We start from the raw sequence: 14,967 nt of genomic DNA, 5'->3' as shown, positions 1-14,967 counted from the left end.
CGCCACGGTGGCTTTGCTACCGGCCCTGACGGCCCCGGGGGCCGGAGGACGGGTCGGGCGATGCCGGCGGCGGTGGTCACCGGCTCCGGGTCCGCTCCGCGATCCAGCCCGCCATGGCCCGTACGCCGATGCCGATGGCGCGCTCGTCCGGGGCGAAGTCGGGGTAGTGCGGGTAGCTGGTGGTGAGGGGTGCGCCGGGGGCACGGACGCCGAGGAAGGTGAACGTGCCGGGGAGGCGGTCCAGGTAGAGGGCGAAGTCCTCGCCACTGAACGGCGGAAAGGCGGCATGGAGCTCGGTCACCGCGTCTCGGCCGAGGGTGTGCCGCAGGTGGCAGGCGAGCACGCGGGCGTCGTGTTCCGGGCAGACCATGGCAGGGAACGGCTCGGTGGGGAAACTCACCCCGGCCCCCGCATACAACGCAGCCAGGTGACGGATGTCTTCGCGTACCTCCACGTACCACTCCTGAGGCCAGCAGCGGTAGGACACACTCACCTTGGCTTCCTCCGCCCGTGCCCGCAGGGCCACGAACCGGGCCAGTGGCCCGTCGGGCGTCTGGGCGTCGGCGACGATGCGCTCGAGGTCCGCGGGGGTCTGCGGCAGTGCCACCGTGGCGAGCGCGCCGATCTCGCCGGCCAGTCGTCGTGCGGCATCGGGCGCGTCCGGCCCGGAGACGGTCATCTCCGCCTTGTCCTGGCCCGGCATTCCGAAGCCCGGTGTCACGGCGAACCGGCCAACGGGGAACGGCCCGCAGTGCAGCGCGTGGATCTCCTCCACACGGGTGCGCTCCAGCACACCCGTGTCGATCAGCGCACGGGCCCCCGACAGGGTCTCCTCGGCGGGCTGGAAGAGGAACACCACCGTTCCGTCCAGTTGCCGCCGCAGCCGCGCCAGGACCTGTGCGACGCCGAGCGCCACGACGGTGTGGATGTCGTGCCCGCAGACGTGGGCCACCGCCCGGCCACCCCCGACGATGTCCTTGGGCGGCACCGCGTCCAGGTCCGCCCGGTACGCGACGGTCCGGCCCGGACGCGTCCCCCGCAGGACGCCGACGACGCCGTGGCCACCCACCCCGGTGGTGACGGCCAGCCCGGCTTCGCGCAGCTCCCTGGCCACCGCGCCGGCGGTGCGCTGCTCCTGCCCCGGCGCCTCGGGGTGCCGGTGGATGTCCCGCCGTAGCGCGATCAGCGCTTGCTCCAGGCGCGCCACCTCGGCGTCCACCGCCCCTTGCCCCATCGCCTGCCCCCGCCCGCCGGCGGCAGCCCTCCCTGCAGCTCCCCACACGGCTCCCGCACCGGCTGCCGCCGTGCCGGCCAGTAACGTACGGCGCGCGAGAGCGCGCTCCCCGGGACGCTTCACCGTTCCCCCTCCGATCCCCCAACTGACCTTCAGTTGGGCTTCCGTTGGCCTTCTGATGTCAGTTGTCCTTCACCGGGCCTCCGGGTACGCCTCCCGGGCAGCCGAATGCGGCACCGCTTCCGCATGACCGTCCGTCGCCGCCAGTGAGCGGAAACCCGGATACGACACGATGGCCGCATGCAGTAGCCGTTGCCCATCCGGCGCGCCCCCATGTGGAGGTGGGGACAACCCCCATGGGGACGGGACAGCCCTTAGCGTGGAGGCATGAACGAAACCGGGGCGGCGGGGTCACCGCCCGGCAGGGATGAGGCAGCCTTCCCCGTCCATCACGCCGGGCGCTGCGGCGAGCTCGTGGAGCTCGACGCCCAGCTGGTCCGCTGCCGCGCCTGTCCCCGGCTGGTGGAATGGCGCGAGGAGGTCGCGGCGCATCCGCGGGCGGCGTTCCGGGACCAGGAGTACTGGGCGCGGCCCGTCCCGGGATTCGGGCCGTCCGACGCGGCGTTGGCCCTCGTGGGGCTCGCTCCTGCCGCGCACGGCGGCAATCGCACCGGCCGGATGTTCACCGGGGACGCCTCCGGTGACTTCCTGTTCGCCGCCCTCCATGCGGTGGGTCTCGCTTCCCGGCCCACCGCGACGCACCGGGGCGACGGGCTGGAGCTGTACGGAGTACGGGTCACCGCGCCGGTCCACTGCGCTCCGCCGGACAACCGGCCCACGCCCGCCGAGCGGCGTACCTGCCGGCCGTGGCTGTCGGCGGAGCTCGAACTCCTCGGCCCCGGCCTGCGGACGGTCGTGGTGCTCGGCGCTTTCGGCTGGCAGGCGCTGCTGCCCGTACTGGGCGACGCGGGGTGGCCGCTCCCCCGGCCCCGCCCCGCGTTCGGTCACGGCGTCCAGCTGACCCTGCCCGCCACCGGGCGGCGGCGGGAACTCCAGGTGCTCGGCAGCTACCACCCCAGCCAGCGCAATACGTTCACCGGCCGGCTCACCTTCGACATGCTCGTCGATCTGCTCGCCCGCGCCGCCGGACTCGCGGGGCTGAAGCCTCCGGGAGGCTGACGAACGCGAGAGACGAGCGAGAGAAGCGAGACAGGAGTGACATCCGGGGCCGTCCGTGGTCCCGGACCCGCGCCCGCACGCCGCACCCGGGACCGCGGATTCGCCGCCATGCGGCCCCCGGCGCCGACTTCTATCCTGAGAGGCGAGACGGCTGCGCAGACCGGTGGGTGACGGGATTACGGCCGAGGAGTGCTCGTGCACCATCGTGTGGCGGACCAGATCGGGACGACCGCTTCGGGCGGCTCCTTCTCGCACCGGGACCGGGCGGTGATCGTCGCTGCCGCATTGTCCATGCTCATCGTGCAGATGGACTGGTTCGCGCTCGATCTGATGCTTCCGGTCATCGCCCGGGATTTCGGGACCTCGTCCACCGATCTGCAATGGCTGGTCAGCGGCTACATGGTGGCCGTCGGCGCCTTGATGATCGTGGGCGGCCGGGCCGCCGATCTGCACGGGCGGCGACGGGTCATCGTGATCGGGCTGATCGTGTTCGCCGCCCTGTCCGTGGTGTGCAGCGCCGCCCAGAACGCCCCCTGGCTGATTGCCGCACGGGTGGTGCAGGGCACCGGCGCGGCCTTGATCTTCCCCGTTTCCGTGGCGGTGGTGACCAGTTACTTCCGCGACGGCCGGCAGGGGCGGGCGGTCAGTACGGTGCTGGCGTTCAGTTCCGTCGGCACCGCCCTGGGGCCTTTCGTGGGCGGCGTCTTCGCCGAACACGTCAGCTGGCGTGCGGTGTTCCTGCTCAATGTGCCGGTGTGCCTGGCGGCCATGCTGCTGGTGCTGCGCTTTGTTCCCGAGAGCCGCGACGAGCGGGCGACGCGGCATCTCGACCTGGCCGGTGCGGCAACGGTCGCCCTCGGTCTGGCCTGCCTGATGCTGGCTGTCGACCAGGGCCAGGGCTGGGGGTGGGGCTCCGCGCCCACCCTGGCCACCGTCGCCGTCGGGATCGCCTTCCTCGTGCTGTTCGTTGCGGTGGAGCGGCGGACGCCGGAGCCGTTGATCGATCTCTCGCTGTTCCGCAACGTGAAGTTCGATGTGATCACCCTCGCGGGTTCGCTCTCGAATGTGGTCTATTGCCTCATCGCGGTGTTCTCCGCGCTCTATCTGCAGCAGGCCCGGGGACTGTCGCCGTTCCACGCCGGGGTGATCTTTCTGGCGCTCTCCTGCGGGGTCGGCGCCGCCAGTTACCGGGCCGGGCAGCTGGCCCTGCGCTGGCGTGCCGAGCGGTTGATGGCCTGCGGCATGCTGACGAGCGGTGCCGGGCTGCTGGTGCTGACCTGGGTGCAGCCCCTGGGCTGGTACGCGGTGGTCTTCATGGTCTGCGGGGTGGGGATCGGGCTGGGGTGGGCGCTGACGAATGTGGCCACGCAGGCGCATGTCCCCGCGGAGCGGACGGGCGCGGCATCGGGGCTGGTGCTGACGTCGCTGGTGCTGTTCGGGGCGGTGAGCGTGGCCGTCGCGGCGACGGTGCTGGAGGTCATCAGCGGCTCCCCGTCGACCGCGGCAGCGGACGGCCCCGCCATCGAAACCGTCCTGCGCGGTACGTCCGTGCTGGCCTTCCTCGGCGCCTTCGGTCTGCTCGCGGTCAGTGCGCCACGGCTGCGGGCCCGGGCCGGTTCAACGGTTCCCGGCTGAGGGCCCGGCGCGGATCCGGGCGGCGGGCCCCACCCCGTCATGCGTCAGCGCGCGCCGTACACCGGCCGTGGCTCCTCGGCGGAGGCCAGCAGCTCGCGCGCGGCCAGGCCCGCCCCGGCGGGTGTCCAGCGGCTCTTCCTGTCCGCGGTGGGGCCGGGGCGCCAGCCCTCCATCACGGTGATCCGGCCCGCCTCGGCCTCGAAGACCCGGCCGGTGACCCCGGCGCTGTCGGCGGAGGACAGCCAGACCACCAGCGGGGAGACATTCTCCGGGGCCATCGCGTCGAACTCCCCCTCGGCGGGCGCCGCCATCGTCGCGGCGAAGGTCTGCTCGGTCATACGGGTGCGGGCGGCCGGTGCGAGGGCGTTGACCTGCACGCCGTAGGGGGCGAGTTCGGCGGCGGCGACGAGGGTGAGGCCGATGATGCCGGCCTTGGCGGCGGAGTAGTTGCCCTGGCCGACGCTGCCGAGCAGCCCGGCACCCGAACTGGTGTTGACGATCCGGGCATCGGGGGTGCGGCCGGCCTTCGCCTCGGCCCGCCAGTGCGCCGCGGCGTGCCGCAGGGGCAGGAAGTGGCCCTTGAGGTGCACCCGGATGACGGCGTCCCAGTCGTCCTCATCGAGGTTGACCAGCATCCGGTCCCGCAGGAATCCGGCGTTGTTGACGAGGGTGTCGAGGCGGCCGAAGGCCTCCAGGGCGGTGGTGACGAGCGAGACGGCGCCGTCGGTGGTGGTGATGTCGCCGGTGTGGGCGACGGCCCGGCCGCCGCGGGCCCGGATCTCGTCGGCGACCTGCTGGGCCGGTCCGGCCGAGGCGCCGGCCCCGTCGGGGGCCACTCCGAGGTCGTTCACCACGACCTGGGCGCCTTCGGCGGCGAGGGCCAGGGCGTGGGCTCGGCCGAGGCCACGGCCCGCCCCGGTGACGGCGGCCACGCGTCCCGTGCAGACTCCGGTGCCGGTCATGTCCGTACTCCTTTGCCGGTCATGTCAGTTGCCCTTCATGGCGTCGGGTCAGTGCCCTTCATGGAGCCGGGCGCGGTGGGGTGATCGGCGGTCGCGTCATCGGGCGTCGTGCGGTGATGGGCGGTGGCGGACGCGCCGGAGTGGTTGACGGTGGCGGCGTCGAGGAAGGCGGGGCGCTCTCCGCCGCCGTGGACGAGCAGGCTCGCCCCGGTCAGGTAGGCGGCCCGGTCGGAGGCGAGGAACACGCACGCGTCGCCGATCTCGGCGGGTTCGGCGAGCCGGCCGAGCGGGACGGTGGCGCCGACGGCAGCGATGCCCGCCTCGTCGCCGTAGTGCAGGGCGGCGAGTTCGGTGCGCACCATGCCGAGGACGAGGGTGTTGACCCGTACCTCGGGGGCCCATTCGACGGCCATGGAGCGGGCCAGGTGGTCCAGGCCCGCTTTGGCCGCGCCGTAGGCGGCGGTGCCGGGCGAGGGGCGGGTGCCGCTGACGCTGCCGATCATGAGGACCGAACCGCCGGCCGGCCCGCCCCGCATCACCTCGTAGGCGGCGAGCGAGGCGGTCAGCGGCGCGAGGAGGTTGAGCGCGACCACCCGGGCGTGCCGCTCGGCTCCCCCCTCCCCCAGCAGTCGGTACGGCGTGCCTCCGGCGTTGTTGACCAGGCAGTCCAACCGGCCGTACTCGTCCGCGAGCCGGGCGAAGAAGGCGTGGACGGCGGCCTGGTCGCGCAGGTCCAGGGGACGGAAGTGCGCGCTGCGCCCGGCCGCCGTGACGGGGGCGTCCGGTGGCCGGCGCGCGCAGATGACGACCTCCGCACCGGCCCGCAGGAAGGCGCGGGCGATACCCGCGCCGACGCCGCGGGTGCCGCCGGTGACGACGGCCAGCCGCCCGGACAGATCGAGGGCCAGGCTCACGGAGCACCCCTCCCGCAGCGCACCATCCGCTGCTAACTTCGCTACCTAACAAACGCTTGGTGGAAAGGTAGCTGATCTGCTCATGGGTGTCTCCACCTCCCGGCCTGATCAGGGCGTCGCCGTCGTCGCCGTGGACTTCCCGCCGGTCAACGCCCTTCCCGTGCAGGGCTGGTACGACCTCGCCGAGGCCGTGCGCGCGGCCGGCCGCGACCCCGGCGTCCGCTGCGTCGTCCTCACCGCGAACGGCCGCGGCTTCAATGCGGGGGTCGACATCAAGGAGATGCAACGGGACACCGCGTCCGGCGGGCACGGTGCCCTGCTCGGCGCCAACCGCGGCTGCGCCGAGGCGTTTTCGGCGGTCTACGCCTGCGAGGTACCCGTCGTCGCGGCGGTGCACGGCTTCTGCCTGGGCGGCGGCATCGGCCTCGTCGGGAACGCGGACGCGATCGTGGCCAGCGACGACGCCACCTTCGGACTCCCGGAGCTGGACCGCGGCGCGCTCGGCGCGGCCACCCACCTGGCCCGGCTGGTACCGCAGCACCTGATGCGCGCGCTCTACTACACCTCCCGCACCGTCACCGCCGCCGAACTGCAGGCGCACGGCTCCGTCTGGCAGGTCGTCCCCCGCGCGCAACTGGCGGGCGCCGCACGGGAACTGGCCCGGGAGATCGCCCGGAAGGACGGCTTTCTGCTCCGTCTGGCCAAAGCCGCCCTCAACGGCATCGACCCCGTCGACGTGGGGCGCAGCTACCGCTTCGAGCAGGGCTTCACCTTCGAGGCGAACCTCAGCGGAGTCGCCGACCGCGTCCGCGACACCTTCGGTGCGCCGGGCACCACCCCGACGAAGGAAGGCTGACCGTGACCGACAAGACCATGACGCCCGAGGACGTCGTCTCCCGGCTGCGCAGCGGGATGACCCTCGGCATCGGCGGCTGGGGTTCGCGCCGCAAGCCGATGGCGCTGGTGCGGGCGCTGCTGCGCTCCGGCATCACCGATCTGACCGTGATCTCCTACGGCGGTCCCGATGTCGGCCTGCTCGCCGCCGCGGGCAGGATCCGCACCCTGGTCGCCGCGTTCGCGACCCTCGACTCGATCCCCCTCGAACCGCACTTCCGCGCGGCCCGTCAGCGCGGTGCGTTCGAGCTGAAGGAGATCGACGAGGCGATGTTCATGTGGGGCCTGCACGCCGCCGCCAACCGGCTGCCGTTCCTGCCCGTGCGGTCCGGCCTCGGCTCGGACGTGATGCGCGTCAACCCCGGTCTGAAGACCGTCACGTCGCCCTATGCGGACGGTGAGACGTTCGTCGCGGTGCCGGCCCTGCGCATGGATGCGGCGCTGGTCCATCTCAACCGTGCCGACCGGCACGGAAACGGCCAGTACCTGGGCCCCGACCCGTACTTCGACGATCTGTTCTGCGAGGCCGCGGACAGTGCGTATGTCTCCTGCGAACGGCTCGTGGACGACTTCGCCACGGCCGTCCCGCAGACCCTCCTGGTCAGCCGGCATGCGGTCACCGGAGTCGTCGAGACCCCGAACGGCGCACACTTCACCTCCTGCGTCCCCGACTACGGACGTGACGAGTCCTTCCAGAAGCTGTACGCCACCACGCCCTGGGCCGAGTTCGCCGAGCGGTTCCTGTCCGGGGACGAGAAGGCGTACCGGTCCGCGGTCGAATCCTGGCACGAGGAGCAGCAGTGAGCGCTACCCCCACGACGACGACCCGCGCCGAGTACTGCGCCATCGCCTGCGCCGACGCCTGGCGGGGCAACGGCGAGGTGCTGGCCGGCCCGATGGGCCTGATTCCGTCGATCGGCGCCCGGCTCGCCCGGCACACCTTCTCCCCCGATCTGCTCCTCACCGACGGCGAGGCCATGATCGTCGGCCCGGACGGCTCGGCCGAGGGCTGGCTGCCCTACCGCCGGCACCTCACCATGGTCACCGGCGGCCGGCGCCATGTGATGATGGGCGCGAGCCAGCTCGACCGCTTCGGCAACCAGAACATCTCCTGCATCGGCGCGTGGGAGCAGCCCGCCCGCCAGCTCCTCGGGGTCCGCGGCGCCCCGGTCAACTCCCTCAACAATCCGGTCAGTTACTGGGTTCCGAAACACTCGAAGCGGGTCTTCGTCGAGAAGGTCGACATGATCTGCGGGGTCGGGTACGACAGCGCCGCCGCCGCCGGGCCGTCCGCGACCCGTTACCACCGTATTCCGCGTGTCGTCTCCGACCTCGGCGTCTTCGACTTCGAGACCGCGGACCACGCGATGCGGCTGGCCAGTGTGCATCCCGGCGTGACGGTCGAGGAGGTCCAGGAAGCCACCGGGTTCCCGCTCGCGCTGCCCGACGAGGTGCCTTGCACCCGGGAGCCCACCGCCACCGAGCTCCAGCTGATCCGTACGGTCCTCGACCCGGAGGGGCGGCGCGAGCGCGAGGTGCCGTCGGCATGACGGACGTCCGGATCGAGACGCCGCTGACCAGGCTCGTCGGGGTGCGCCACCCCCTCGTACAGACCGGCATGGGATGGGTGGCGGGGCCCCGGCTTGTCTCGGCCGCGGCCGAGGCGGGCGCCCTGGGGATTCTCGCCTCGGCCACCATGACCGTCGAGCAGCTGCGTGCGGCGATCCGCGAGGTGGCGTCCCGTACGGACGCGCCCTTCGGGGTCAACCTCCGCGCGGACGCGGCGGACGCGGGCGAGCGGGTGCGCCTGATCGTGGCGGAGGGCGTCCGGGTCGCCTCGTTCGCGCTGGCGCCCTCCCGTGAGCTGATCGCCCGGCTGAAGGACGCGGGGGTCGTCGTCATCCCGTCCGTGGGTGCCCGCCGCCATGCCGAGAAGGTTGCCGCCTGGGGCGCGGACGCGGTCATCGTCCAGGGCGGGGAGGGCGGCGGCCACACCGGGAAGGTCGCCACGAGCGTGCTGCTCCCGCAGGTCGTGGACGCGGTCGGCATCCCGGTGATCGCCGCGGGCGGCTTCTTCGACGGCCGGGGGCTGGTCGCGGCGCTCGCCTACGGTGCGGCCGGTATCGCCATGGGCACCCGCTTCCTGCTGACGTCGGACAGCACCGTGCCGCGAGCCGTGCAGGACCGCTATCTGGCGGCGGGCGCCTTGGACATCACCGTCACCACGAAGGTGGACGGTCTGCCGCACCGGATGCTGCGCAGTGAGCTGGTCGAGGCGCTGGAGCGGTCCGGGCGCGCCACCGCGCTGCTCGGAGCCGTCCGGCGGGCCGCTTCGTTCCGGAAGCTGTCCGGCCTGAGCTGGGCGCGGATGGTCCGTGACGGCCTGGCGATGAAGCACGGCCGGGACCTCTCCTGGAGCCAGGTCCTGCTGGCCGCGAACACCCCGATGCTGCTGAAGGCCTCGATGGTCGAGGGCCGTACCGATCTGGGGGTGATGGCGTCCGGGCAGGTCGCCGGCGTGATCGAGGATCTGCCGTCCTGCGCGGAGCTCGTCGACCGGATCATGGCCGAGGCGCGGGCGGTGCTGGGCGCGCTGCCGCGCTGAGCGGGACACGGTGGCCCGCCGGGGGGGTGGTTTCCCCGGGCCGGGCCCCGTCGGACCCGTCACAGATGCGGCGGGTCCGTCATCCGTACCAGGCCGCCGGACCGGGCGTCAGAGCCGTTCGATGATCGTGACGTTGGCCTGACCGCCGCCCTCGCACATGGTCTGCAGGCCGAACCGGCCGCCGGTGCGCTCCAGTTCGTGCAGCAGGGTCGTCATCAGCCGGACGCCGGTCGCGCCGAGCGGATGGCCCAGAGCGATGGCGCCGCCGTTGACATTGACCCGCTCCGGGTCGGCGCCGGTCTCCTTGAGCCAGGCCTGCACCACGGGCGCGAACGCCTCGTTGATCTCGACCAGGTCGATGTCGCCGAGGGACATCCCGGTCTTCCTCAGCGCATACGCCGTCGCCGGGATCGGTGCGGACAGCATCCGGATGGGGTCCGCACCGCGCACCGACAGATGGTGGATGCGGGCGCGCGGGGTGAGGCCGTGCTCGGCCACCGCCCGCTCGGAGGCGAGAAGCAGGGCGGCCGCGCCGTCGGAGACCTGCGAGGAGACCGCCGCGGTCAGCCGGCCGCCCTCGACGACGGGCGGCAGCGCGGCCATTTTCTCCGGCGAGGTATGGCGGCGCGGTCCTTCGTCGGCGGTGAGGTCCCCGTAGGCGACGATCTCCCGGTCGAAGCGGCCCTCGTCGATGGCGCGGACGGCCCGGCGGTGGGAGCGGAGCGCGAACTCCTCCATGTCCGCACGGGAGATTCCCCACTCGTCGGCGATGAGTTCGGCGCCGTGGAACTGGTTGACGGGTGCCTCGCCGTAGCGGGCCCGCCAGCCCTCGGAGCCGGCGAACGGGCCGTCGGTCAGGCCCAGCGGGGCGGCGGCCTGCCGGCTGGCGAAGGCGATCGGGATCTGCGACATGTTCTGCACACCGCCCGCGACCACCAGGTCCTGGGTGCCGGAGAGCACGCCCTGCGCCGCGAAGTGCACGGCCTGCTGCGACGAGCCGCACTGGCGGTCCACGGTGACGCCGGGTACCTCCTCGGGCAGTCCGGCGGCCAGCCAGCACGTCCGGGCGATGTCCCCGGCCTGGGGGCCCACGGTGTCCAGGCAGCCGAAGACGACGTCCTCGACGGCGGCCGGATCGGCGCCGCTGCGCGCCATCAGCGCCGTCAGGACATGGGCGCCCAGGTCGGCGGGGTGGACGGCCGACAGACCGCCGCCTTTCTTGCCCACCGGGGTACGGACCGCGTCGACGATATAGGCCTCGGGCATGGGGTCTCCTCGGTTCGGATTCTGCGGCGGTGGCGGCCGGATCCGCAAGGTGGTGCGGGCCGCCGGCGGGTACCGGGGGGCGGTCCGCCCGGGATGGCAGGGCGCCCGGCCCACCGCGCCTCACGCATGCTGGGAGCTGACCGACACCGTTTCCCCGGTCATGTACGAGGCGTAGTCGCCGGCCAGGAAGACGATGACATTGGCGACCTCCCAGGGTTCGGCCCAGCGGCCGAACGCCTCCCGCTCGGTGAGCTCCGCCAGCAGCTCGGGCGTGGTCACCTTCGCCAGGTGCGGGTGCATCGCGAGGCTGGGCGAGACCGCGTTGACGCGTACGCCGTACTCGGCGGCCTCCACGGCGGCGCACCGGGTCAGCGCCATCACCCCGGCCTTGGCCGCGGCGTAGTGGGCCTGGCCGCGCTGGGCGCGCCAGCCGACGACCGAGGCATTGTTGACGATCACGCCGCCGCGGCCGGCGGCCTTCATCCGGCGCAGGGCGGCCCGGGTGCAGCGGAAGGTGCCGTTCAGGGTCACGTCGAGGACCGCGCTCCACTGGGTGTCGGTCATCTCGACGAGGTCGGCGGTGCCGCCGAGCCCGGCGTTGTTGACCACGATGTCGAGGCGGCCATGGCGCTCCTCGGCGGCGTCCAGCAGGGCGCTCACCTGGTCCTCGTCGGTGACGTCGCAGGGCAGTGACGCCACCTGGCCGGCGCCGAACTCCTCGGCCAGCGCCTCGGCGGTGGCCTGCAGCCGGCGTGCGTGGGTGTCACCGAGGACCACCCGGGCGCCTTCCTCCAGGAATCTGCGGGCGGTGGCCCCGCCGATGCCGGCTCCGGCGGCCGCGGTGATGACGGCGGTCCGGCCGTCGAGCAGATGATGGCCGGGCACGTAGGGCGGCGGTGTCATCCGTGAGCCTCCTCTTCCCGCAGCCTGCTGCGGATTCCGGGCCGAGGCTCCCGACGGTGGCGGGGGCCTCGACGCCGCTCCTGCCGGTACGTTAATCTACCAAACACTTGTTAGGGAAGCTCTTGCCAGGGCTTGCCGGGGAAGGAGGGCGGATGCCCGCTGCCCGCCACGACGCACTCCCGAGCGGTGCTCCGCGGGGGCCTCATGCGGCCGCCGCCCGGGAGGCGGAGGCCTGATGGACCTCGACCTCACCGCCGCGGACGAGGCGTTCCGGGCCGAGGCCCGCGCCTGGCTCACCGCGCAGGTGCCCGCCGTTCCGCTGCCGTCACTGGAGACCGCGGAGGGTTTCGCCGCCCACCGGGAATGGGAGCGCCGGCTCGCCGCGGACCGCTGGTCGGTGGTCTCCTGGCCCGAGGAGTACGGCGGCAGGGGCGCTTCGCTCCTGCAGTGGCTGCTCTTCGAGGAGGAGTACTACGCCGCGGGCGCCCCCGGGCGGGTCGGCCAGAACGGCATCAGCCTCCTCGCGCCCACCCTCTTCGAGCACGGCACCGACGAGCAACGCGCCCGCCTCCTTTGCCCCATGGCACGCGGCGAGGTCATCTGGGCACAGGCCTGGTCGGAGCCGGAGTCGGGCTCGGATCTGGCGTCGCTGCGCTCGACCGCGGTACGGGCCGACGGCGGCTGGCTGCTGAACGGGCAGAAGACCTGGTCGTCCCGGGCCGCCTTCGCCGACCGCGCCTTCGGGCTGTTCCGCAGCGACCCGGACGCCGCCCGCCCGCACCAGGGCCTCAGCTATCTGATGTTCCCGCTGGACGCGCCGGGCGTGACGGTGCGCCCCCTCGGCCGGCTGGACGGCAAACCGGCCTTCGCCGAACTCTTCCTCGACGAGGTCTTCGTGCCGGATGCGGACGTCATCGGCGAGCCGGGCCGGGGATGGCAGGTCGCCATGAGCACCGCCGGCAACGAACGCGGCCTGACACTCCGCAGTCCGGGCCGCTTCACCGCGGCCGCCGAACGGCTGGCCACGCTGTGGCGCGAGGCCCCTCAGACGGCCGGCCCGGCGCTCGGCGAGCGGGTGGCCGACGCGCTGATCGGCGCCAGGGCGTATCAGCTGTTCACCTACGCCCACGCCTCCCGGCTCGCCGCCGGCGGGTCGGTCGGTGCCGAGTCGAGCCTGAACAAGGTCTTCTGGTCCGAGCTGGACATCGCCCTGCACGAGACCGCCCTGGACCTGCTCGGCCCGTACGGCATGCTCGCCGATGACGCCGACGAGGCGCCCGCACACGGGAGTTGGTCCGAGGGGTACACCTTCTCCCTCGCCGGGCCGATCTATGCCGGCACCAACGAGATCCAGCGCGACATCATCGCCGAGCGGCTGCTCGGCCTGCCGAAGGGCCGCCGCTGATGCGCTTCCTTGCGACCGCTGAGCAGCGGGAGTTCGCCCGTACGCTGGACGCCCTGCTGGGGACGTGTGGCACCCCGGCGGTGGCGCGGGCGTGGGCGGCCGGGGAGCACAAGCCAGGCCGTGAGCTGTGGGCGCGGATCGCGGCGGCGGGTGTGTTCGCGCTCGCCGTGGCGGAGCGGCACGGCGGGATGGGACCACTCCCGGTCGAACTCGCACTGTCCTTCGTGGAGTTGGGGCGGCACGCCGTGCCGGGGCCGCTGGCGGAGACGGTGGCCGCGGCCGCATTCCTGGAGCGTCTCGGCGAGAGTGCCGCGGCCAAGGACCTGCTGCCGCGGATCGCCGAGGGCGATGCCGTCGTGAGCCTGTGCGCCCGGGGCCCGTACGCCGTGGACGCGGATGCCGCCGATACCGTCCTCGTCGTCGGGGGCGACACGGTGCGCCGTACGGACGCCCACGGCCCCGTGCAGGCCTCGCTCGATCCCGCCCGGCGGCTGGCGCGCCCGCTCGGCGGCGGCATCCTGGCGACGGGCCCCGCGGTGGCCGCGGCCGCCGCACACGCCGTCGATGTCGCGCGGCTCGTCACCGCCGCGCAGTCCCTCGGCGTCGGCCGGACCCTGCTGACGGAAACGGTGTCCTACGCCAAGCAGCGCACCCAGTTCCACCGGCCCATCGGCTCGTTCCAGGCGGTCAAGCACCGGCTGGCGGACACCCTGATCGGGCTGGAGTTCGCACAGCCGCTGGTGTACGCGGCGGCCCTGGCGGTGGCGGCGGGCGCCCCGTCGGCCGGCCGGGAGGTGGCGGCGGCGAAAGTCGCGGCGGGGGAGGCCGCCCACGCCGCGGCGCGTACGGCACTCCAGGTGCACGGCGCCGTCGGTTACACCGCGGAGCTGGACCTCTCGCTGTGGATCCGCAAGGCCCGCCCGCTGCGGGACGCGTGGGGAACCCCGGCCGAGTGCCGCGCGCGCGTGCTGGCCGCCTCCTGACGCCACGGACCGGCGCAGCCGACCCCGACGCCGCCAAGCGGGGTCCTCGCCGGGCTGCCCTCGCCGGTCCGCCGGGCGTCCTGCGGGTTCGCCCCTACGGGAGCCTGCGGTCCCTCTCGTCCAGGTCGGCCAGCATGGCGTCGGCCAGATCCCGCTCGGCGGTGTAGTACCGCTCCGACCACTTCAGCACGAGTGAGGGGTAGGACCGGGCCTCTTCGGCACGGGTATCCGCCCCGTCCACCTCGGCGCGCCGGCGCATCGTCTCCGCGTACTCCCGGTGACGGCCCAGCAGTTCACGCATCCGGTCGCCCTCCAGCAGATGGCCGAGCCACAGCCGCAGCATCACCCCGTGCTTGAGAACCGGCGGTTCCACCGGGGCCTCACGCACCCAGTGGCGCACCGCCGCCATCCCCTCGTCGGTGATCACATAGACCCGCTTGTCGCGGTTGCCGGTCTCCTGGGCGACCATCCGGGAGCTGGCGTAACCGGCCTTCTCCAGGCGCTTCAGCTCGCCGTAGATCTGGCTGAAGGACGGGCTCCAGTAGAAGAAGTGCAGCGACCGGTCCGACCGTTTCTTCAGGTCGTAGCCGGACAGCTCCTCACCGAAGGAGAGCAGGCCCAGCACCGCCCAACCGGTGGCCGGCAGTGCAGGTCGCTCCGCATCGCCGGCGCTCACGGCGCCCGCCTTCTTCTCCGTCACGTCCCGCAGTGTACGGTCCGCGTCCGCGCCCGCCCGTCCCGGACATCGCCAACTCCCCTCCCCCGCACCCGTATTCCCGGCACCCGTGTGCGCCCCGCAAGCGGACTTCCTTGAGGGCACCCGCTGTGCCGGTGTCTCCCCCGCCCGGTCCGACGCGGACCGCGAGGCCTTCCCCGAACCGCCCGGGCCGCCCCGGGCGTAGGGTCCGCGGCCGGCGGCGATGTCCGTACGTCCGAGGCGGCCGGCTGCGCGGTGCGGACCGCGAGCCGCTGGCCAATAGTGGAAAG

14 protein-coding genes are annotated in these 14,967 nt (G+C 73.3%); 8 read left to right on the top strand and 6 right to left on the bottom strand.

Annotation, left to right across the window (positions count from 1 at the left end; genetic code table 11):
• Window positions 1-76 precede the first annotated feature (76 nt).
• Entirely contained in the window at window positions 77-1,234 is a 1,158-nt protein-coding gene (locus OHS81_RS33755; protein ID WP_328389617.1) for a M20 metallopeptidase family protein, read from the bottom strand.
• A 387-nt stretch (window positions 1,235-1,621) separates the two neighbouring features.
• Here OHS81_RS33755 and OHS81_RS33750 point away from each other — a divergent pair, with 387 nt between their 5' ends.
• Both OHS81_RS33750 and OHS81_RS33745 read left to right on the top strand, forming a co-directional pair.
• Window positions 1,622-2,413 (top strand): uracil-DNA glycosylase, encoded by a 792-nt coding sequence (locus OHS81_RS33750; RefSeq protein ID WP_328389615.1) that lies wholly within the window; start codon window positions 1,622-1,624, stop codon window positions 2,411-2,413.
• 195 nt (window positions 2,414-2,608) lie between these two features.
• A complete protein-coding gene (locus OHS81_RS33745; protein ID WP_328389613.1) occupies window positions 2,609-4,048 on the top strand; it encodes an MFS transporter in 1,440 nt (479 codons plus the stop codon).
• Window positions 4,049-4,092: 44 nt separating this feature from the next.
• Here the strand turns inward: OHS81_RS33745 and OHS81_RS33740 are convergent, their stop codons facing one another.
• Window positions 4,093-5,010 (bottom strand): SDR family oxidoreductase, encoded by a 918-nt coding sequence (locus OHS81_RS33740; protein WP_328389610.1) that lies wholly within the window; start codon window positions 5,008-5,010, stop codon window positions 4,093-4,095.
• A 35-nt stretch (window positions 5,011-5,045) separates the two neighbouring features.
• A complete protein-coding gene (locus OHS81_RS33735) occupies window positions 5,046-5,924 on the bottom strand; it encodes an SDR family oxidoreductase (protein ID WP_328389608.1) in 879 nt (292 codons plus the stop codon).
• A gap of 82 nt (window positions 5,925-6,006) precedes the next feature.
• On the opposite strand from OHS81_RS33735, the gene OHS81_RS33730 reads away from it, so the two are divergent.
• From OHS81_RS33730 to OHS81_RS33715, 4 genes are read left to right on the top strand one after another with little or no spacing between them, the layout of a single operon-like run.
• On the top strand, window positions 6,007-6,780 hold the full coding sequence (locus tag OHS81_RS33730; RefSeq protein WP_328389606.1) for an enoyl-CoA hydratase family protein: 774 nt from the start codon (window positions 6,007-6,009) through the stop codon (window positions 6,778-6,780).
• A 2-nt stretch (window positions 6,781-6,782) separates the two neighbouring features.
• On the top strand, window positions 6,783-7,622 hold the full coding sequence (locus tag OHS81_RS33725; RefSeq protein WP_328389604.1) for a CoA transferase subunit A: 840 nt from the start codon (window positions 6,783-6,785) through the stop codon (window positions 7,620-7,622).
• Window positions 7,619-8,368, top strand: coding sequence for a CoA-transferase subunit beta (locus tag OHS81_RS33720; RefSeq protein WP_328389602.1), 750 nt, complete (start codon window positions 7,619-7,621; stop codon window positions 8,366-8,368). Before OHS81_RS33725 ends, OHS81_RS33720 begins: the two co-directional genes overlap by 4 nt.
• Window positions 8,365-9,423: an NAD(P)H-dependent flavin oxidoreductase gene (locus tag OHS81_RS33715; RefSeq protein WP_328389600.1), complete on the top strand. Its 1,059-nt coding sequence runs from the start codon at window positions 8,365-8,367 to the stop codon at window positions 9,421-9,423. The genes OHS81_RS33720 and OHS81_RS33715 overlap by 4 nt, the downstream gene beginning before the upstream one ends.
• A gap of 108 nt (window positions 9,424-9,531) precedes the next feature.
• On the opposite strand, the gene OHS81_RS33710 is transcribed toward OHS81_RS33715, so the two are convergent.
• Complete coding sequence (locus OHS81_RS33710) at window positions 9,532-10,689, bottom strand: acetyl-CoA C-acetyltransferase (RefSeq protein ID WP_328389598.1); 1,158 nt, start codon at window positions 10,687-10,689, stop codon at window positions 9,532-9,534.
• 120 nt (window positions 10,690-10,809) lie between these two features.
• Window positions 10,810-11,592: an SDR family oxidoreductase gene (locus tag OHS81_RS33705; RefSeq protein ID WP_328389596.1), complete on the bottom strand. Its 783-nt coding sequence runs from the start codon at window positions 11,590-11,592 to the stop codon at window positions 10,810-10,812.
• 235 nt (window positions 11,593-11,827) lie between these two features.
• Between OHS81_RS33705 and OHS81_RS33700 the strand changes: the two genes are divergently transcribed.
• Together OHS81_RS33700 and OHS81_RS33695 are read left to right on the top strand one after the other, a co-directional pair.
• Complete coding sequence (locus tag OHS81_RS33700; protein WP_328389594.1) at window positions 11,828-12,997, top strand: acyl-CoA dehydrogenase family protein; 1,170 nt, start codon at window positions 11,828-11,830, stop codon at window positions 12,995-12,997.
• Window positions 12,997-13,980, top strand: a complete 984-nt coding sequence (locus OHS81_RS33695) for an acyl-CoA dehydrogenase family protein (protein ID WP_328389592.1) — start codon at window positions 12,997-12,999, stop codon at window positions 13,978-13,980. Before OHS81_RS33700 ends, OHS81_RS33695 begins: the two co-directional genes overlap by 1 nt.
• 94 nt (window positions 13,981-14,074) lie before the next feature.
• Here OHS81_RS33695 and OHS81_RS33690 read toward each other — a convergent pair whose 3' ends face one another.
• The gene (locus tag OHS81_RS33690) at window positions 14,075-14,680 is read right to left on the bottom strand and encodes a helix-turn-helix transcriptional regulator (protein WP_328389590.1); all 606 of its coding nucleotides are present in this window, start codon (window positions 14,678-14,680) and stop codon (window positions 14,075-14,077) included.
• Window positions 14,681-14,967: the final 287 nt, after the last annotated feature.

This window comes from Streptomyces sp. NBC_00400 (genome assembly GCF_036048035.1).
Lineage (GTDB): Bacteria > Actinomycetota > Actinomycetes > Streptomycetales > Streptomycetaceae > Streptomyces.
This window is presented reverse-complemented; position numbering and strand designations above follow the sequence as displayed.

What these genes read in the sequence shown, in the direction of transcription:
- OHS81_RS33755 (WP_328389617.1), bottom strand. Translation starts at nt 1,234, where the DNA reads ATGGGGCAAGGGGCGGTGGACGCCGAGGTGGCGCGCCTGGAGCAAGCG.
- OHS81_RS33750 (WP_328389615.1), top strand. Translation starts at nt 1,622, where the DNA reads ATGAACGAAACCGGGGCGGCGGGGTCACCGCCCGGCAGGGATGAGGCA.
- OHS81_RS33740 (WP_328389610.1), bottom strand. Translation starts at nt 5,010, where the DNA reads ATGACCGGCACCGGAGTCTGCACGGGACGCGTGGCCGCCGTCACCGGG.
- OHS81_RS33730 (WP_328389606.1), top strand. Translation starts at nt 6,007, where the DNA reads ATGGGTGTCTCCACCTCCCGGCCTGATCAGGGCGTCGCCGTCGTCGCC.
- OHS81_RS33715 (WP_328389600.1), top strand. Translation starts at nt 8,365, where the DNA reads ATGACGGACGTCCGGATCGAGACGCCGCTGACCAGGCTCGTCGGGGTG.
- OHS81_RS33710 (WP_328389598.1), bottom strand. Translation starts at nt 10,689, where the DNA reads ATGCCCGAGGCCTATATCGTCGACGCGGTCCGTACCCCGGTGGGCAAG.
- OHS81_RS33705 (WP_328389596.1), bottom strand. Translation starts at nt 11,592, where the DNA reads ATGACACCGCCGCCCTACGTGCCCGGCCATCATCTGCTCGACGGCCGG.
- OHS81_RS33700 (WP_328389594.1), top strand. Translation starts at nt 11,828, where the DNA reads ATGGACCTCGACCTCACCGCCGCGGACGAGGCGTTCCGGGCCGAGGCC.
- OHS81_RS33695 (WP_328389592.1), top strand. Translation starts at nt 12,997, where the DNA reads ATGCGCTTCCTTGCGACCGCTGAGCAGCGGGAGTTCGCCCGTACGCTG.